Source organism: Odoribacter lunatus (assembly GCF_943193135.1).
Classification (GTDB): Bacteria; Bacteroidota; Bacteroidia; order Bacteroidales; family Marinifilaceae; genus Culturomica; species Culturomica lunata.
Window position 1 is genome coordinate 66,864 of the sequence record NZ_CALPCZ010000004.1, and the last position, 18,719, is coordinate 85,582.

Below are 18,719 nucleotides of genomic sequence, written 5' to 3' on the forward strand. Positions count from 1 at the left end.
GGAGGAACTTTAGGTGGTCACTTTCCTCCGTTTTTAAGGGGTCAGTTTTTCCAGCAATCCAGCACTACCTCATCTTTAATTGAAAAGAAGTTACTCAAACGAATTTCGGGCATCATTTATTCCTTGTATTTGCAATTCTTTTGCAATATGTAGTATTTTTCTTGGAATTACGTCTATAAAAATCGATTTTAAAAAAGTCACTATTTTACGCCCCCAAGCCTTATCAAATACTATTCTGCAATGTTTATGACCATTAAACAATCGGAGTTTCATTTCTTTTTTGAAGGCAGCCTTTGAATTATATCTCCAGAAGTAGCGTCTTGCCGATAACCTCTATATGCTCTTGCCGCACACCACAATCCCTCGCTACATTAGACCAGGCAGCAACGGATGCACGAATCTCCTCAATGATGTGAGTGGCATCGCGCAAGCCAACACTCTGTGCTACGGCCAGTAAATCCTCGCGGGTGAAGTTGTCGGTTTTGCTGTTCAGTGAAAGCTGGTGGCGGCTCGTCCACCGACCGGCAGGATTATAGGAGAAGCATAAGTCATAGGCAGGGGCAAACGACCAGCGGCCAGCCTTATCCATCAGAAAGGAGAAGTTCTTGGTATGGTCGTCGTGGTTGCGGGCTATGACGTTGAACACCATCCTGCGGTAAAGCTGCTCGAAGTCCTTGTAGTGCAGTCCCAGCCGACGCAACACACCAAACAGTTCCTCGTAGGAATGTCGCACGTCTCTGTCAAGATGGGCTATGCCGGCTGCCGTCTGCATGTGAATCTTCTCGCCAGATGCCGTGCGGTCGAAGCGGCGAGTCATAAAGTGGTGACAGTCACCTTCGGGTAACAACCGACATTCCGACATCGCGATACCGCAAGCAGTAGCCATTTTGTAGTAAGCATATTCTATGTTGCCGATACCCTGCGGATTGTCGGTTATCTCATGATGCTCGCTGTATGTGCCGCCATCGAACTTCAAGAGCCAGTAGGTAAAACCTTCTGGTGCCGGAACCTGTCCAGAGCGAACCTCTCCTGTCTCTTCTTTGTAGGCAATGATAGCTTTGGGCTTTGCACCACCTGCAGATGTCCCGACTTTCAAGATGTCAAGAATCGATTTGTCATTCTGACGTATTAGTTCCTGAAATTTGTTCCGCTCCTTGAAGACGGACTCCGAGAGTGCCATCAGCTCGCGGATGTAGATTTCCGTTGATTCATTCACTCCCTCCACATGGGCAGCAGGAACGAACTCCAAAGCTCCCATAGCACGTTTGCCTACATAGCACAAACGGTCGAGAGGCGTAATCATATTCTCCGTCTTGCCTTGCTGGGCAAACCACTCCGTGATGAGCTGGCTACCGAACTTATCGGGCAGGGCATCAGCAATCATACCAGGAAGTCCGTTGAAGCACTTCGTCCTTGCATTGGCTGGAAACGAGACAACACCACGTGTTCTTGCCAGCGGCATCATCAACGGCGCAACGTCAAGTCCCGACCTGCGGAACCGGTCGTCAAGCTGGAAATCAGCATAGCCTCTTTCCTCGTCCCACGACATAGCTCCCACAAGGTTGCCCCATAGGTAAATCTGTATAACAGGTATCTCTTCCATTATTTTTTGACTTTGTTTTCTTCCATCGTGACTCGGTAAAGCTCATGCAAGCGACTTTGCTCTCGCTGCTCCGTCAGTTGTCCTTTTTAGTTCTTACACGTTTTACTTTTTTCCCCTGCGTCTTCAGGAGTTCCATAGGGGAAGGTTTCTGCTCAGGAACCAACAGATCAAGGTTTTCAAGCAGTCCGAGCGTCCTCATTACGCTGACAAGCAATGAGAATGCGACAGATTGCCCACTTTCAATCTTGGCGATGGTGCTTACGCCTACGCCCGACTCGCCAGCCAGTTCCTGTTGTTTCAGCCCTCTGGAAATACGGCAGGCTTTCATCCGGGCCCCGAGTTTCTCCAGAATGGCAGTATCACTGAGTTCTGTCCACATAATATATACGTATCTGATTCTGCCAATAAAGATATAAATAGAAATTGCAAATACAAAGATAAAACGCTACTATTTTGCAATATCGTTGCAAACAGAATGATTAAATTCCGATGTGCACACCAGAGATGACTATCCCTAAAAAGTGTCAACTTTTTTCAGAAATAGTCATTTGTTGCTTACGATTGTCGGACAAACAATCAAATCATATTTGGGAATTTAGAAGGAATTCAATAACTTTATCACCGCGGTAATAATTACAACGGTAATAAAGTATGAAATTCTATTAATCGTACTAAGGAAATAGAAGAATTAAGGCGAATACAAGGACGAGCCTTTGACTCGCTCTCAGAATGTCCAATACGAAATTACCGATAACTTCCTGCGGTTCTGGTTCAACTATTTTGATCGGAACCAGACATTGGTTGAACTGAATAATTTTGAGCATCTTCGTCAGATCGTCTTTTCTGATTACCCGACATTCTCAGGCATCGCGCTTGAAAAATGGTTCCGGCTGAAGATGATGGAAAGCCATCAGTATTCTGATATCGGCTCATGGTGGGAACGCAAGAAAGGTAAAGAGGCAAACGAGATTGATATTGTTGCTCTTTCAGCCGAAGGGAATAAAGCGGTAGTAGCCGAAGTAAAGCGTCTGCAACGCAATTACAACCATAAAGCGTTTATGGAAAAAGTAGACTGCATCAAAACAAGTATCTTATCGAAGTATAAAACAGAGACCCGGCTATTCACGTTGGAAGATATGTAATGAGAGAATGAATTATTTTAGGTAGCTATATACTTTTTTATTATACTGGTAGAACATTATGCACATACAGCATAATCCTTTCAATATAGAAAGCAAGGATTGTCAAGCCTCCAAAAAATGTTGCATCTGTCGCTTTGGGTTTCAGAAAAGGCAGTATCTTTACAAATAATATTATTATATATATCAGTAAAATTCGTCTCTAGAATTGCTCATGTCTTGACAAATTCAATCCAGTTATATTGATATTATCATATTCTTCTCAATCGGTCGTATCATATCCTGCGGAACTCCGCATTCGGCGGCGATTGTCGGCCAGCCGGCAGATATTTCGCAGATCTCGTCGATAATCAATGCAGCTTCTTTGATATTGTTGCGATTGGCGCATTCCAGCAGGTCTTTGCGGGTAATGCCGTCGAACTTGCCGTTGATTGACATCTGGTGCGTTGCAGTCCAGCCGCCGTCCGGATTGTAGGCATAGCCCATGTCATACGCAGGGGAGAGTCTCCATGCTCCGTTTTCATTCATCAGAAATGAAATGTTCTTCGTGTGGTCATCCTGATTGCGGACAACGACATTGAACACCATTCTGCGGAACATCTCCTTTGCCTGGGTATATGGCAACCGGAGTGCCCTCATCACATCGAACGCCTGTTCGTAAGAATATGCCCGATGGATTCTGTAGTCGTAGTGCGCGATTCCGCACAGGGTCTGCATGTGCAGTTTCTTGCCGCCAATCCTGTCGAAACGCTTCGTCATGAAATGCGCCCGTCCGTTCTCTTCTTTCAGTTCGCAGTCCGTCATTTCAATGCCGCACTTCCTGACCAGTTTGGAGAATGAGTATTCGATACGTCCGAAATTGTCCGTCTCCCTGAATCCTGCAGTGACCGATACGCCGTCCAGTTTGATGATATAATAGTCGAATCCTTCCGGAGCATCCATCTGCCCCGAGCGGACCTCTCCCGTCGCTTTGTTGTATGCGACAATCGCTTTGGCACGCTGTCCGCCGGCAGATGTTCCAAGCCTTACGATTTCTGCGATAGCGGCTTTGCGGTCATTGTCAAGGTTAACCCCGAAATCCTCTTTCTCGGACAAAGCCTCCTTGACTACATCGACAAGTGATTCTATCTCAAACCGTAAATCGGAGTTGTACGTGATTTCCATTGCCGGCTCGAACTCCAACGCCCCCATACACCGCTTGCCAAGAAAGCACAGGGTCTCAATCGGATTGCCGCTTGTCCGGCCTATGAGCGACAGCCATCGGTCAAACAGGGCGCGCCCGTAGGTGTCCGGCAGTGCGTCTGCCAACATTCCGGGCAAGCCTTTGAATGTTTCACTGCCGCTGTTTCCGAACGAATAGACCCGTCCCTGCCGTACCGGCATCATCAGCGGAGCAGGTTCTATGCATTTGCCGATAAACTCCGGCACGTATTCAAACAAGGCGACATCGCGCTTGCTGTCCCAGCGGAATGTGCCGACCGGCATTCCGAACATATTGACTTTTGCAACATCTACCATTCCGATTCCTCCTTCGTTTTATTCTTGATGCGACCAACGGCGCGTTTGCGCGTTTTCTTCTGTGCAGCATGAACCAGGTTGTAATATTCGTTGGGGCTCAGCTGTTCCTCCTCGACCAGAGATTGGAGCGAATCCAGTTTGCCGAGCGTCCGCAGGATTCGCAGCAGGGAAGCGAATGAACTTATTTCGCCGCGTTCGATTTTCTTGACGGTGGACAGCGAAACTTCCGCCGACTCGGCCAGCCTCTGCTGGGTTATGTTCTGTTTGAGGCGGACTGCCTTCAACTTTTCGCCGATGCGCTGCTGGATCATCGCATCCGCCAATACATATATATCATCCATAAAAGTCGTATTCTAAACTATTGTAATGCGAATATAGTTATAATAGTTTAATCTGCAGCTATTGCGACTCAAAAATTATGCATAAAAAACATGCTTTTATGAAGCATGTTTCTTTTTTTAGTTTTTGCAGACTGATTTATAAATGTAATCGCAACTCATAAGGCACTAATCGTCCCAAGCAAAATCGTAATCCAAAACCAACGAGGTGCAAAGTTGTATATAAGTGCCGCTGAAAAATATTCAATTCGCTTAGAAAAGTATGTAGCTATGTGTTGTATTCATTCCAAAAAGTGTAGCAAAGCAAATTTATTCGCTTGAAAAAGTGTAACAATTCTTGTTCATTCACCCGGAAAAGTGTAAATTTGCAATAGTAAGTCGAAAAAGCCATGCTCAAAAGAAAAATCGAAACATATTTAGCCAACTGGAAAAAGTCTAAAGATAAAAAGCCTCTTGTAATAAAAGGCATCCGCCAGTGCGGAAAGACATATATTGTCCAAAAATTCGCAAAAGAGAATTACGAGAGCGTGGTTTATATGAACTTCATTTTAGAGCCTAATAGGAAATCCGCCTTTGCTGGCAATATTGATGTCGACACTATCATTCTCAACCTCTCGGCTTTGATTCCGGGCAGTCGTTTCATTAATAGGAAAACCTGTATTATCCTTGACGAAATTCAAGAGTGCAAGAAAGCAAGAACAGCTTTAAAGTCATTTCATATAGACGGCCGTTTTGATGTCATTGCCACAGGTTCTCTATTAGGAGTGCAAGGCTACGGCAAAAGCAGAAAGAAAAACGAAGAGGAAGAAGGACAAGATTCTGTCCCTGTTGGATATGAAAACGTGATTGATATGTGCCCATTGGATTTTGAGGAATTTCTATGGGCTAACGGAATCAGTGATGCAGTCATTGATTCTGTTAAATCATGCTTTGAGGACGAAAAAGCTGTTCCTGACGGCATTCACAAGGCAATGACGGAATTGTTGTACAGATATGTCATTGTCGGAGGTTTACCGGAAGTGGTGAATTGTTTCCTTGAAACGAAGAATATTGAGCTAACATACAAGGTACAGCGCAACCTTATAGCCGAATACGAAGAGGATATGGTCAAATATGCGGATGATGCCGATAAACCTCATATTCGAGAATGTTTTGAATCTATTCCCAAACAATTGTCCAAAGAGAACAAGAAATTTCAGTATGCCGTCGTCAAGAAAGGCGGAAGAGCTTCACAATACATCGGCAGCATCCAATGGTTGGAAGATGCAGGGATAGTCCGTAGATGCTATAACACACAGATTACGGAATTGCCGTTAGAAGGTAATTCCCTCAAAGACTGTTTCAAGGTATACACCACAGACATAGGCATCCTTATGGCAATGCTTGATTATGGTACACAACTGGATATATTGAAGGGCAATCTCCTTGGATATAAGGGAGCTATCTTTGAAAACCTCATGGCTGATTTCTTATGTAAATCGGGGCAAAAACTATACTATTTCCATAAGGATAGTGGTCTTGAGTTGGACTTCTTAGTGAGGTTCAATGGAGAATGTGTTATACTTGAAGTCAAAGCAAAGACTGGCAAGACCAAAAGTATGGCTACGGTTCTTAAGAACAAGGATATGTACCATGTCAGCAACGCAATCAAATTAGGTCAATATAATGTCGGACGCAACGGAGAGGTACTCACCATTCCGCTTTATATGGGGTTCCTTGTCGAAGACAAGATTGCAGACGTTATCATTCCTGATGTTGATGTGAGTCTATTGGCTACTATTTAATTTGATAAATTATGGCAAAACAGATATTAATTGGAATCAAAAAGCAATATTTGAATGAGATGGCCAATTATCTTATGATATACTTCCCATATAAAGAGGAGATGTGTAGCTATATAGATGATTGGCTTGGAGAACTATATGAAAACAAGTATCCTTTGGTTTCTAAAGGGATGTGGTCTGGCATAATTGACTTGAAAACTCATAAGCTTCTGAATTGGAAGCCGGAATATGGAAATTTATATCTTCAAGCCAAGGTATGTGATAGCGGAACCTATTTCTTGCTTGACAAAGACAAAAAGGTGATATGTAAAATTGCTGATTATGTGCCCAATTGTTTAATTCCCGAGGCGGATGATTGTAAGGACTATATCCGTTTAAAAATCAAACATAACGGTGTGATAGAAAATTGGTCCGAAGAACCAACTTTTCCGATTTTATAGAAGATTCTGAAGCCGTTGAGAAAATTGATACGGGCATTAAAGAAGAACCAATACTAGACACTAAAGTAGAATTCACTTATAACCATCTTATGGCAAAACTGATTCGTCTTCCGAAACACCTACAGATGGAGATAGGAACGGCATTGATAGCGAATGCGTCGGAAGGATTTGAGAAAGAAGAATAATCGCGCTTTAATATTTAATAAAGGAATTATATACAATTCTACAGTAATGCACTCCAAAGGAGCGCGCGGGCCGGAGCTTTGCCGTGCGAAAAACAAATCTCTACGCTCGCTTACGTCTTCTCAGCCTCTTGCCCGAATCTAAACTAGTTCTTTGTTTTATACTGTAAAATTGTATATGGTCACCTTATTGATATCGCTCTGACACTTTGCAATGTTGGAATTAATTGCTATTTTTGTGCTAAGATATTAGCAGTATTATGCAAATAGAAAGCAATAGTAGCAATATATTATCCGTATTAGACAACTTCACACTTGATAATCCTGATGACATTGCAAGGCTGGTTGCCAAAAATTTTCGCAAGCGTAGAGTTGAGAAAAATATCACCCGGCAGCGCATCGCAGAACTGTCAGGAGTGCCTTTATCTACATTGGCACGCTTTGAACAGAAAGGACTCATTGCATTTGAATCGTTGATTAAGCTTGCTATGGCACTGGGATATACTTCGGAATTAAAGGATCTGTTTTGCGCTCCTAAGTTTGACACAATGGAAGAGCTAGACCTGATTCGCCAGAAAAGCAATGATAAAAGGGCGTACGCTAAAAGTAAGAAAAGATGAAAAAGACCGAGAAACTTAAAGTAATGTTTCAGGGGCGACCTGTTGGCTTGCTGTCTCTCACGCCTGATAATCGCCTAAACGTCTTTGAGTACGATAAGTCGTGGATTGCCGACGGATTCAGCATTTCACCGCTTGAACTACCGTTGAAACCTGGCATCTTCGTTGCCAAACCGCAACCGTTTTATGGAAATTTTGGCGTCTTTGAAGACAGCCTTCCCGATGGATACGGTCGTTATCTTCTCCATAAAACATTACTCCATAATGGGATAAACGATTCGGATCTGTCATCTCTGGATAGACTTGCATTAGTTGGTGACAATGGCATGGGCGCCTTAACCTATTCCCCTTCCGTAAACCTTGAACATAAGGAAACCGTAACAGATTTTGACCGACTTCAGGAGATCGCACTTGAAGTCCTTAAGGAACAGCAGGACAAGGATGCCGGACTACTTCTGTATAATAGCGGTAACAGCGGAGGGGCAAGACCTAAAGCAGTATTTTCGGATGCGGAAGGACACTGGATAGTAAAATTCCGTCACACATACGATCCGAAAGATATTGGACTTCAAGAAGCACGTTATAATGAGGTTGCAAGAAAATGCGGTATTATCGTACCCGATTTCCGGCTTGTCAACGGACGATATTTCGCGTCCCGACGGTTCGATATCGACAATAATGGTAACCGAATCCACACGTCTACCGCCGGAGGATTGATGTGTATTTCTCTCCGCGAGCCGTTTATGGATTACTCAAATTTGCTCGCACTGACAGGGTACATCACCCAAAGTCGCGAGGATGTCGAGCAGATGTATCGTAGAATGCTGTTTAATTATCTCACAGATAATAAGGATGATCATTGCAAAAATTTCAGTTTCTATGTTGTCAGGGATAATGATTTGAAGACCTGGAGATGGCGGCTTGCTCCGGCCTACGACCTTACCCTTTGCACAGAAGGCTATAACGGAGAACACGCTACCTCCGTCAACGGCACAGGCCAGCCTCGACTGTCTGATTTCATTGCCGTCGGCAATAAAATCAAACTTTCAGAAGATAGATGCCGGGAAATCATTGAGGAAGTACGCTCAGGCAGTTCGGAACTGACCCGATATGATATAAAAGAATAATCCATTCCCCAAAGATTAATTTTTGCCGTAAAGTGAATTACTTTCACTTCGTTAACATTGCAAACTTTTTATCATATCGGAGTTATCCGCTTTTTTATAAATCAATTTGATATAACATGCACGTCCTTGTTCATCGCAACAAACGACGGCAAATCCTCCAGCTCCCATGAGCGAAGAATCAATCGGTCTGTTTCGATGCGGTTCATTATTTCTCAAACTGAGATTCGATATAAGCAAACAATTCAGGTTTGTTCCACATTGGACGTTGGAGACTTTTCAAACCATATAATTTTAGAGTCGCTTCATCAAGTGAATCTCCGGTGTATTCTTCTACAGCTTCTAATCTCCATATCATATGCATTGGTGGCTTTTCAATCCAATACTTACCATTGGCACGCATCTCCTCAGCTATAACTTCCGTCTTATAAATAATAACTATGTAAATCTTTCTAATTGACAAAAAAATTATTAATACAGTAAATCTGAATCCACGAGATAGTCATATCATAGCCAATAGAATTTCTCGAAAATAGCAATAATTATGGTATTTATATGACAATAATATTGCAATGAGAAAAAAGCATTTTGTGAAATCTGCGACATTGAGAATTTATTTTCATTGCAGAATTATTCGAAAAAGGTTGTATCCATATAACCTTTTGGGGTATTTTTGTATATTTGCATATCGGTTGAAAAAAAATGAATCCAGATGAAGTATCTGAATATAAAGAAGGCGTTGACAGCATGGCAGGAGTTGCAGCCTCTGTCGGAGAAGGATCGGGAAAGGCTTAGCCGCCGATTTACTGTGGACTTCAATTATAACAGCAACCACATTGAGGGTAACACATTGACCTATGGACAGACAGAAATTTTGCTGCTTTTCGGGAAAGTGATTGGTGAAGCTGACGTGCGTGACGTACAGGAGATGACTGCTAGCAATGTCGGCTTACGAATGATGACCGAGGAGGCAATAGTAAAAGGGGTGCCCTTAACGCAAAACTTTATCCGGACATTGCACAAAACCATATTGCGAGAGGATTACACTGTGTATCGTGATTTACCGGGTGGCATGCAGACAAGTTACGTGATACACACCGGACAATATAAGACGCGCCCCAATAGTGTTATTACACGATATGGAGACCGATTCGAGTATGCCTCACCGGAGGAGACACCAGGATTGATGGGAGATTTGGTGAACTGGTATAATGCCGCCGAACAAGCGGGAAAACTCTCTCCGGTAGAGTTAGCTGCGCTATTTCACTATCGATATATACGCATTCATCCTTTCGAGGACGGCAACGGTCGCATTGCCCGATTGATGGTGAATTACATCTTAACCCGCCACGGATATCCAATGATTGTTGTCCGCAGTCGCAAAAAAAGTGCCTATCTGGAGGCTTTACATCAGGCAGACATCACAGTAGGCCCGGTACCAAGCGATGGCGCCCAGGCAGACATCAAGGATATTCGTCCTTTCTTGAAGTATTTCAATGATTTGGTGACCACTGAAATCTATAACGATGTACTATTTGTGAGCGAGAAGAATGAAAATGTATGGTGGTATGACGGAGAGCGAATTGCGTTCCGAACGCCCAATTACACGAAGATACTGAATGCGATGCAAACGCAGCCAGTATTGACGCTTGCGGACATGAAAGAGGAAACCGGCATTAGTATAACCGCCATACAGAAACTGTTGGATCAATTGATTTCCAAAAAGTATGTGGAGCGCGGAGAGAAAGATGGGAGCTGGCGGGTTTTTGTAACACAGTAAATACTCATTGAATGAACCTGATTTTTGAAAAAATACCCCAATGAATTACAACGAGAAATATCAAGAGCTCATGGCATTATCGCATAGCGAGAACATAGAGATTAAGCGATTGGCCGATAATTGGCTTATCAGTATCGGACTTCAGGAAGCCAATGGATTCAAGGTTTCTCCATTTTTACTTGATTTGGCAATAAAAAATATCAAGGGCGAACTAACGCATAATGAGGTGAATCTATTAATTGACAAACGATATGCAGATAGTAAAGAACGGAACTTCGGTTCCGGTGATGGTTATGAGATCGTTCCTGCCGATTCACCAAAGATAAAAGAGATTGAAGAATTCAATCGAAAACTTCGGCCAGAACTATATGCTCAACTTGATAAAAAATAAGGCAACTACATCCTAATTTTACATCAAACATTATTCAGAACCGACACACGAATGATTATATATGTCATTCTGAGGAGTGTAGCGATATTAGAATTCTCTGCTATTTAATTCGGGTATTAGCCTGTAAATTAGATGCAGTGCTTCGCAATGACGGCAATGTGATAATTCAGTGTAAAGTTATATATAGTTGCCCTAAATTTTCATTCTTCTTATAATCCAGATACAACCATTTTTTACGTTGTATCCCCCCACTTGATTGATTTGCAGAACCAACTGTAGGAGAGATTTATTTTAGAATGATTAAAGAACACTTCTATATTTAGAATTTATAGCCATAATATATGTAAAATAAAAGTAAATACCATATATTTGCATATTGTATTGTGTATTGGAATATAATAAAAATACAATGGATTCCAGTTGTCTTTGACAAATGGAACAGAAAATACATGGTGTGAGAACGAATTAAATTAAACAAACCTGTCTTCGCAAAAATTTCAGCGTTCCTCAGGTTGTAGAACGTGTAATTTGTTGCCTGCTTACTATTAAAAAGTGCATTAGTAGTAGCGATTGAACTTTATACGTTTCAGCTATATCGGTATATTCTACTGCTAGCAAAATGCAATGGCAGGCTTTTAGTTGAAAAAATGGGAGAAGGTATTCTCAAAAAAGAAGCAATGAGACAACCTTATGTATTTTTTAATTGGCTCAAAGCCCTCAAAATTCAATTAATTACAATAGCTTCCAAATAAAGATATGATGACATACAATGAACAATTCCCTCGGTTTATTCCTGACACCCCAAAAGGGGATGACGTTTTTGAAGGTCAATCTCAAGCACATCTTGCAAAAAATATTTGTGAATATATAAAATCAAATGACTCTATTAGCCCTAATAAGAAAGTGAAGATGCATAGAATCATCGGCGTGGAAGGAAGCTGGGGTTCCGGAAAGTCTAATGTGGTAACAAAAATAAGCAATATTCTTAAAAGGGACGGATATCACACATTTACATATGATGCCTGGGGACATCAAGAAGATCTTCAACGTCGGTCTATCCTAGAAACACTTACTAATGCTCTTATAGAAGAAAAAGTTCTGAAAGGGAAGGTTAAAATAAAAATGCGCAATGGAGAGGAGCATTGTGCAGAGTGGAGAGACCAACTTTCATTACTATTATCTAACAAAACAACTACAATCACTAAATCTCAACCAAAACTTTCTGGCTCGGCTATTTGGGGGATTATATTAATAGCTACATTTACAACACTAAACATAATTATTGGTCAATTACTTGACAGTGGCTGCATATCGCTATCTTGGAGATGGATACTATTTGAATGTTCACCAATTATTTTAGGAGTTTTATTGGCTATTATTTATCGATTTAAAGATGGAAATTGGAAAAATGTGTTTACGTTACTGACACAAAAAGATGACCACACAATTGATGAACAATATACATCCAGTGAAGAGCCCTCAATTATGGAATTTAAAAACTGGATGCATGCAATTTCATCTCATCTCGACGAAAAAAAGAATGATGAAGTAAAGAAAGTCATAATTGTATTTGATAATATGGATAGGCTACCTTCTGAAAAAGTAATGCAACTTTGGTCAGCAATATACACATTTTTCGCAGGCAGTGATTTTGAAAATATATGGACGATTATTCCGTATGATAATAAACACTTGTGTGAAGCAATTTATGAATGTAAGAAAGATGAAGAAATTAAAGATAAATTCAAACGTTTTATCAATAAGACATTTCCTATTGTATATATTGTCCCACAGCCTGTAATAACAGATTATAACAGATTATTTAATAAATACTTTGAAGATGCTTTTGGTAAAGGAGAACATGACCAGAAGCATATATGTCAGGTATTTATGCGAATTCATATTAATCCCAATCCACGAACTGTCATAGCCTTTATCAACGAACTTGTAGCCATTCGTTTGCAGTGGCCTGATAAAAAATATAGATTACAAAACATAGCTTTATTCATTCTAAAAAAAGATTATCTCTTATATGATGGGGATTCTTTGGATAATAATTTACTTAGCGATACATTATTTGAGGATATATCTTCCTTTTATCCGGAGCAAGAGGATGTCAGGACCCAGCTCTGTCAGTTTGCCTATGGATTACAAGATGAATCTCTAGCCGGGGAGTTGCCTCTAAGAAGATTATTGAGTACTGCCATAAAATCAGGTGGTTCTTTGGTTGGCTTTGTGGATAAACCTCATTTTGTATCAGTCTTGGAAAATATTCTTGCAAAAGAAGTGACTACACAAACACTAGACAGTGCAGTGATGAGTTTGTCCACATTGGAAATGAATAATTTACCAGACAACGAAAAAGAATCTATTCAGAAGAAGTGGGATATGTTTGCAAATATGAAATCAGGGACTTCATATAATAATTTACAATTTGATGATGCCCTTGCAACAATCATACTCCATGCGACTAGTCTGAGAGTGAAGAATATGTGTAAGTCATACATTGAGACCATTCAAAAGTGTGAGATTGGCAATGGCGCTGAATATTTCTCTGTAGTAAACAAACTGGAAAAATGCTTGGAAAAATCCGGGAAGGATACTATGTTTGATGAGGTTATAAAACCTATAGCACTTAGTCCTGAACATTTTGTTGAATTTGTTGTCGCTGCAAGAGAAACCTATAATACATATAAAGTTCGTACTGATAATGAGGAACTCAATACATATATATACTCAGAAATAGAGAAAGGAACAGAAGGTATAGATTTATTTATAGAACTTGTATATCAAGATTCTGCTTTCGATTTTACAAGTTTAAAGTCTCATATTTCCAATTTTGTAAATAATGATAAAGATGTAAAAGAGCCAAGAATTGCATCGTATGCAAATAGGCTTCTTGATGCAGGCGATGGTATAATTACATCTCGCTTCACGAGTAGTTTTATTTCTCAAACCATCTCAAAAATAGATGCAGCATCCACTACCAATATTAAGGAGCGGGGAATTGAAGACATATTTAATATGTCATTGGCAGATGGTCATGATATTGACAATATTAACGAAACAATAATTCCTCGGCTGGCAAATTGTTTTGGGAAATATATGGATTATCGTGACCTTCTTAAGCAACTTGGCAGTCAAGGATCTGCATACAGACTCCTGAATATTCATATCATTAGGAACAAATTGGGGAACAAATTGGCTATAAAATATATTGCTCAACACATCAAGACAATCAAACAAACTCTTGAATTGGATTATTCCGAAATATTTTCTTGCTTTAATGAGTGGGAACCAGAGTGGAGTGATGAAGATGAAACAGCATATGCCTCATATTGTTTACAAGATTTATTTGAAATTTATAAAGAATATCCAGGACTGTTCACAAATGGTATAATAAATTTAGGGGTAAAGGCATTAAAGAATCAGCCTCAAGGCTTTTTATATAATCCAAACAGCACTCCTAACATCTATTGGAGCCAGTTTGTGCAATCTTTTTTAGGTACTGAGTTTTTGCCTGAATTTACCAATAACCTTTATGAAGAGCTGAAAAATCTTTTAGATAGAATAATAGCCACAAAGCATATCGAGCATCCAGATTTGTTAAATAAATTATTGTCCGCTTGTAAAAAAATATCATCATTAATTTCTTACTTGCATGATAAATTAAATGATTATTTTGTAAAAGAGATATGCCAGCCTACTGTTTTTAAGATATTTGGCAACTTATTGCCTCATCTAGGCCACGATATGGACGATAACACTGCAAGATCACTCATAAAGAATCTAATCAGTCCAATTATGAACGATACTGATTGCGCAAGAATTATTGTTGCCAATAAGGACTTTTATATGGGGATAATGGAACATGATAAAGAGATGTCTCAAGATATTCTAATAAATATGAAATCCAATACTGATATTAAAGACATTTATTCCAACATTATTACAGATATTGATAGACTAATCATTTTTGATAGTACAAATAAAGCTTAAAATTCTAAGATGAGAGATGTGTTCAAACAGCAAGTAAAGAAGTTTTCTTAATTGAACTGTACATAATATGCTTTACATATACGATCCATTGGTTGACAGAATCAGACGTCACCTAAAGAAAAAACATATTGATGCTAATGTCAATTCCTACATTGGCAGAACCTGGCATCAGTATAGATATGTTCAAGTTCTCCCCAAAGGCTTGGATTGTTGCGTCCATTACGAATACATAAACCACCATTGGGAACTGCATTTTGAAAAAACAGATTCGAATCTTGAGGCTGAAAAACTCAGACAAGTCATGATTAGTTCGATTGCAACATCAAACAACATAGGTTGGCACAATTGGTCTCATAGGCAACGAGGGCTTCTTCGACTGGAGGAGGAAGTGTATGATGGAACATTCGAGTCTCTTTTCGATAAATTATGGGAAGCCACCATATCCATCCTTCAAAACAACTACACTTCAAGCAAGCGTTATGCTCCAAAGGAGGAAGCTGTTGCCCTGTCGGAAACCCTTGCTCCTACCCATGAGTATCATGAGCCAGATGAACCACGCATAGTCAAGGTGGAAAACCTGGAGTATGACCGCCTTACCATTCCTTCATATCAGAGACCATATAAATGGGGCGTAAAGAACGTCAATCAGCTCATTGATGATGTTGTAACTTTTTGTGAACGAGGTACGCAGGAATATCGTTTGGGCACATTAGTGCTACATAAATTGTCAAAAGAGCCATCTTCTGAAATGGAGATTGTTGATGGACAGCAACGTTCTATCACATTGTTGCTCTTATTGAATGAACTTCATCAAAAAGAAGAGTTTACGGATCTTTTCTTGCCAGAGTTCCGTGACAGCATAAAACTGTTTCTTGCTAAGAAACAGTTTCATGATTCAATTTCAAAGCAACATATTCAAGAAAACATTAACGCCATACGGTTCCGTATTGTAGAACTTAAGAAAAAACATGTGCGTTTCTTGCTGTCCAATTGTAGCTTCGTGGTTATTGCACTTTATGATATTTCTGAAGCCTTCCAATTCTTTGATTCTCAGAATGCCAGAGGGAAGGAGCTAGAGCCACACGACCTACTCAAAGCCTATCATCTGAGAGAGATTCCTCAATTATCATATACAGATTTCCAGAATATCACTGGATGGGAGAAGATGGAGTCTCCATATCTATCATCTCTCTTTTTGTTGCTCTTCCGTATAAAGCGATGGATAGAAGCCCAAAATGGAAGATTCTTTACCTCAAACTCAATAGATACGTTCAAGGGGTATAGTACCCATCAATCTCAGCTTCCATATCAGAGGATTTTCCTTATGGCCGATTGTTATGCACAGATTTATAACAACGATATATCTCGTCGACTAGACAAGCAACACCTGGAGTATCCCCATCAGATAGATCAAGCTATTATCAATGGTTCCTTATTCTTTGATATGATCAGATATTACTCAGAAAAGCATAAGGAATTGCCAGATTTAGGTAAAAGATACTCAAATAAGATATGGAGCACATTAAATTCCTATCCGGAACATCACAGAGATGGTGACAAGTTCACCAGAATACTATTCGATGCAGCTCTTCTGTTCTATTACGACAAGTTCGGTACTGAAGGTATTGACAAAGCCATCACAAAGATTTTCTTGTGGTCATACGCGATGAGACTTACTCATGATTCTGTAAAAAGGACAACAATGGATAATTATGCTCGAGAAGAGAACAGTGCTTTCAGGACAATACACAGTGCTACAAAACCTTTTGATTTGCTGAATTGGGAATTACCTATAATCAAAGAAACTTCTATCAAGCAAAAAGGCATGGCATCTATTAAGGAAATCTTCCATAACCTCCATCAAATTGAATCAGAACAATGAATACTCCTAAGCCAGACATGTTGAGCATCAAGGAACTGCTCGGCAAGGATAAATATATCATACCAATGTACCAGCGCAACTATGCATGGGAAGAAAGTCATTTGAAACAACTGGTACAGGACGTATGGGACTGCGTTGATTCAGAGCGCCATTACTATATTGGCACTTTGGTGGTTCATATCAGGAAAGACGGAATGTTTGAGACTATTGATGGTCAGCAACGTCTTACCACATTGAACATCATGATGTGCGCCCTAAAGAATGAAATCTACAATAATTCTTCACTTTTTGATTGGTTTGGGAGTGTGAATATAGAATATGAGTTTCGAGAAAGATCTTCAAAAACTCTTACAGCACTCTATCTTCATGACAGTACAGCAGAGTTAAACGACTCCTCTATTGAGGCTATGTATGATGTCGTAAAGAGAACTATCGACAGCATTGTTCCAGAGGATTCTCTCGACAAATTCCTAGATTTCTTTTTCAACCAAGTAATGATAACCAGAGTCGTCTTACCTGAAGATACCGATTTGAATCATTACTTCGAGATTATGAATAGTCGCGGTGAACAACTTGAAAAGCCGGAGATTCTTAAAGCTAGAATAATGCGTCTATCCAAACGAGATAAACGCAAATGCTGGCTTATTGGGCTTATCTGGGACGCCTGCTCGGACATGGACAGTCACGTTCAAATGAATTTCTCATCTGATCTGCGCGATGCAATATTCGGAAAGAAATGGAACGAATGCAATTGGACGGATCTGAACGACCTAATCTGCAGGACACAGCATATCCAAATATCCCAGACTTTTGATGACTATTCAATCCTAGACGTTCTGAAAAAAACTCAAAACCAGTCTGGGAAAAAAACTGAGAATGAAAACGAGGATAGGTTCTCATCTGTGGTGAACTTTGCGAACTTCTTGCTACAAGTTCTTCGTGTCATCAAGAAGCAAGACATACCTCTTGATGACAAACGCCTCATCGACATATTTACAGAGGAAAGAATCACAGAAGACTTTGCGGATATCTTTATATCTGAGATGCTACGTTTACGTTTCCTTTTTGACAGATTCATCATCAAGAGAGATTTTTATGAGGATCGTGAAAATGGCAAACTATCAGTGAAATACCTGAAACATGAAAAAGATACTGAATATAGTTACAATCTCACCATCGATGATTCAACAAGCAAACGTATCATGATGGTAGAATCAATGTTCCATGCATCATTGCCTAGCCAGAACTACAAGCATTGGTTATGTGCTACGCTAAACTATCTATATGATAATCGCGATGGCAAAGGACTCGTTGAATATTTGGAGAAACTCGGAAAAGCGTATATGCTTGGTCGGTTTTTGACTGAAGATATTACTGCAGATTCGTTCTATTATGATCTTATATTCAATAAAGGAGGAAGATACACAGGAAACATTCCCAGTAAACTCTCTCTCCCTACATTTACGAAGCATATAGACTTCTTCATATTCAATTATATTGACTATTGTCTTTGGAAAGAAGGTCGTTGCCCAGATTTTGAGTTCACCTCAAGAAGTTCAATAGAACACTTCTATCCACAACATCCAATGGACAACTTTCCTACAATGGATGAGGAGCATCTACACAACATAGGAAACCTCTGCCTAATAAGTGCAAGCAAGAACTCAAAATTGAGCAATTATCAGCCTTTGTCCAAAACAGAGCACTATAAAAACAGCAAGAAGATAGACAGCGTCAAACAGAAAATTATGATGGATGTAGTAAACAAGAATAAGAATAAAGAACAACCATGGTGGACAGAAGAGGTTGAAGAGCAAGCCCAATACATACAAGAGGTTCTTCTTAGAAGTTTCAATTCTTAGAATCTTAACGCCATAAGGGCGAAAATAGCACCGGAACAAAAAAAGTTTCGGTGCTATTTT

Annotated in this window: 15 protein-coding genes; 10 read left to right on the plus strand and 5 right to left on the minus strand. The window is 40.1% G+C overall.

Annotated elements, in window-relative coordinates; genetic code table 11:
- Positions 1 to 298: 298 nt before the first annotated feature.
- Both NFR61_RS03255 and NFR61_RS03260 read right to left on the minus strand, forming a co-directional pair.
- The gene (locus NFR61_RS03255) at positions 299 to 1,603 is read right to left on the minus strand and encodes a type II toxin-antitoxin system HipA family toxin (RefSeq protein ID WP_251620570.1); all 1,305 of its coding nucleotides are present in this window, start codon (positions 1,601 to 1,603) and stop codon (positions 299 to 301) included.
- Positions 1,604 to 1,676: 73 nt separating this feature from the next.
- On the minus strand, positions 1,677 to 1,982 hold the full coding sequence (locus NFR61_RS03260) for a helix-turn-helix domain-containing protein (RefSeq protein WP_251620572.1): 306 nt from the start codon (positions 1,980 to 1,982) through the stop codon (positions 1,677 to 1,679).
- 334 nt (positions 1,983 to 2,316) lie between these two features.
- Here NFR61_RS03260 and NFR61_RS03265 point away from each other — a divergent pair, with 334 nt between their 5' ends.
- Positions 2,317 to 2,745: a DUF234 domain-containing protein gene (locus NFR61_RS03265; RefSeq protein ID WP_251620574.1), complete on the plus strand. Its 429-nt coding sequence runs from the start codon at positions 2,317 to 2,319 to the stop codon at positions 2,743 to 2,745.
- A gap of 234 nt (positions 2,746 to 2,979) precedes the next feature.
- On the opposite strand, the gene NFR61_RS03270 is transcribed toward NFR61_RS03265, so the two are convergent.
- Together NFR61_RS03270 and NFR61_RS03275 are read right to left on the minus strand one after the other, a co-directional pair.
- Positions 2,980 to 4,260 carry a type II toxin-antitoxin system HipA family toxin gene (locus tag NFR61_RS03270; RefSeq protein ID WP_251620576.1) on the minus strand — a complete coding sequence of 427 codons (1,281 nt, stop codon included), beginning with the start codon at positions 4,258 to 4,260 and terminating at the stop codon, positions 2,980 to 2,982.
- The gene (locus tag NFR61_RS03275) at positions 4,254 to 4,601 is read right to left on the minus strand and encodes a helix-turn-helix domain-containing protein (protein ID WP_251620577.1); all 348 of its coding nucleotides are present in this window, start codon (positions 4,599 to 4,601) and stop codon (positions 4,254 to 4,256) included. Before NFR61_RS03275 ends, NFR61_RS03270 begins: the two co-directional genes overlap by 7 nt.
- 386 nt (positions 4,602 to 4,987) lie before the next feature.
- On the opposite strand from NFR61_RS03275, the gene NFR61_RS03280 reads away from it, so the two are divergent.
- The 4 genes from NFR61_RS03280 to NFR61_RS03295 all read left to right on the plus strand — a co-directional run bounded on the left by NFR61_RS03280 (position 4,988) and on the right by NFR61_RS03295 (position 8,748).
- Complete coding sequence (locus tag NFR61_RS03280; RefSeq protein WP_251620579.1) at positions 4,988 to 6,382, plus strand: ATP-binding protein; 1,395 nt, start codon at positions 4,988 to 4,990, stop codon at positions 6,380 to 6,382.
- Between the two features lie 11 nt (positions 6,383 to 6,393).
- The gene (locus NFR61_RS03285; RefSeq protein ID WP_251620581.1) at positions 6,394 to 6,822 is read left to right on the plus strand and encodes a hypothetical protein; all 429 of its coding nucleotides are present in this window, start codon (positions 6,394 to 6,396) and stop codon (positions 6,820 to 6,822) included.
- Positions 6,823 to 7,264: 442 nt separating this feature from the next.
- Complete coding sequence (locus NFR61_RS03290; RefSeq protein WP_251620583.1) at positions 7,265 to 7,624, plus strand: helix-turn-helix domain-containing protein; 360 nt, start codon at positions 7,265 to 7,267, stop codon at positions 7,622 to 7,624.
- The gene (locus NFR61_RS03295) at positions 7,621 to 8,748 is read left to right on the plus strand and encodes a type II toxin-antitoxin system HipA family toxin (RefSeq protein WP_251620585.1); all 1,128 of its coding nucleotides are present in this window, start codon (positions 7,621 to 7,623) and stop codon (positions 8,746 to 8,748) included. The genes NFR61_RS03290 and NFR61_RS03295 overlap by 4 nt, the downstream gene beginning before the upstream one ends.
- 205 nt (positions 8,749 to 8,953) lie before the next feature.
- On the opposite strand, the gene NFR61_RS03300 is transcribed toward NFR61_RS03295, so the two are convergent.
- Complete coding sequence (locus tag NFR61_RS03300; protein WP_251620587.1) at positions 8,954 to 9,103, minus strand: hypothetical protein; 150 nt, start codon at positions 9,101 to 9,103, stop codon at positions 8,954 to 8,956.
- A gap of 354 nt (positions 9,104 to 9,457) precedes the next feature.
- On the opposite strand from NFR61_RS03300, the gene NFR61_RS03305 reads away from it, so the two are divergent.
- From NFR61_RS03305 to NFR61_RS03325, 5 genes are all read left to right on the plus strand, one after another.
- Entirely contained in the window at positions 9,458 to 10,525 is a 1,068-nt protein-coding gene (locus NFR61_RS03305; RefSeq protein WP_251620589.1) for a Fic family protein, read from the plus strand.
- A 40-nt stretch (positions 10,526 to 10,565) separates the two neighbouring features.
- Positions 10,566 to 10,916 (plus strand): antitoxin VbhA family protein, encoded by a 351-nt coding sequence (locus tag NFR61_RS03310; RefSeq protein WP_251620591.1) that lies wholly within the window; start codon positions 10,566 to 10,568, stop codon positions 10,914 to 10,916.
- A gap of 756 nt (positions 10,917 to 11,672) precedes the next feature.
- A complete protein-coding gene (locus tag NFR61_RS03315) occupies positions 11,673 to 14,915 on the plus strand; it encodes a P-loop NTPase fold protein (RefSeq protein ID WP_251620593.1) in 3,243 nt (1,080 codons plus the stop codon).
- A 301-nt stretch (positions 14,916 to 15,216) separates the two neighbouring features.
- The gene (locus NFR61_RS03320) at positions 15,217 to 16,797 is read left to right on the plus strand and encodes a DUF262 domain-containing protein (RefSeq protein WP_251620595.1); all 1,581 of its coding nucleotides are present in this window, start codon (positions 15,217 to 15,219) and stop codon (positions 16,795 to 16,797) included.
- Positions 16,794 to 18,659: a GmrSD restriction endonuclease domain-containing protein gene (locus NFR61_RS03325; protein WP_251620597.1), complete on the plus strand. Its 1,866-nt coding sequence runs from the start codon at positions 16,794 to 16,796 to the stop codon at positions 18,657 to 18,659. Before NFR61_RS03320 ends, NFR61_RS03325 begins: the two co-directional genes overlap by 4 nt.
- The last annotated feature ends 60 nt before the right edge of the window (positions 18,660 to 18,719 follow it).

Coding starts and splice junctions, on each gene's coding strand:
- NFR61_RS03270 (WP_251620576.1), bottom strand. CDS start 4,260: ATGGTAGATGTTGCAAAAGTCAATATGTTCGGAATGCCGGTCGGCACA.
- NFR61_RS03320 (WP_251620595.1), top strand. CDS start 15,217: ATGATTAGTTCGATTGCAACATCAAACAACATAGGTTGGCACAATTGG.
- NFR61_RS03305 (WP_251620589.1), top strand. CDS start 9,458: ATGAAGTATCTGAATATAAAGAAGGCGTTGACAGCATGGCAGGAGTTG.
- NFR61_RS03315 (WP_251620593.1), top strand. CDS start 11,673: ATGATGACATACAATGAACAATTCCCTCGGTTTATTCCTGACACCCCA.
- NFR61_RS03290 (WP_251620583.1), top strand. CDS start 7,265: ATGCAAATAGAAAGCAATAGTAGCAATATATTATCCGTATTAGACAAC.
- NFR61_RS03255 (WP_251620570.1), bottom strand. CDS start 1,603: ATGGAAGAGATACCTGTTATACAGATTTACCTATGGGGCAACCTTGTG.
- NFR61_RS03295 (WP_251620585.1), top strand. CDS start 7,621: ATGAAAAAGACCGAGAAACTTAAAGTAATGTTTCAGGGGCGACCTGTT.
- NFR61_RS03325 (WP_251620597.1), top strand. CDS start 16,794: ATGAATACTCCTAAGCCAGACATGTTGAGCATCAAGGAACTGCTCGGC.
- NFR61_RS03260 (WP_251620572.1), bottom strand. CDS start 1,982: ATGTGGACAGAACTCAGTGATACTGCCATTCTGGAGAAACTCGGGGCC.
- NFR61_RS03310 (WP_251620591.1), top strand. CDS start 10,566: ATGAATTACAACGAGAAATATCAAGAGCTCATGGCATTATCGCATAGC.
- NFR61_RS03275 (WP_251620577.1), bottom strand. CDS start 4,601: ATGGATGATATATATGTATTGGCGGATGCGATGATCCAGCAGCGCATC.
- NFR61_RS03300 (WP_251620587.1), bottom strand. CDS start 9,103: ATGATATGGAGATTAGAAGCTGTAGAAGAATACACCGGAGATTCACTT.
- NFR61_RS03285 (WP_251620581.1), top strand. CDS start 6,394: ATGGCAAAACAGATATTAATTGGAATCAAAAAGCAATATTTGAATGAG.
- NFR61_RS03280 (WP_251620579.1), top strand. CDS start 4,988: ATGCTCAAAAGAAAAATCGAAACATATTTAGCCAACTGGAAAAAGTCT.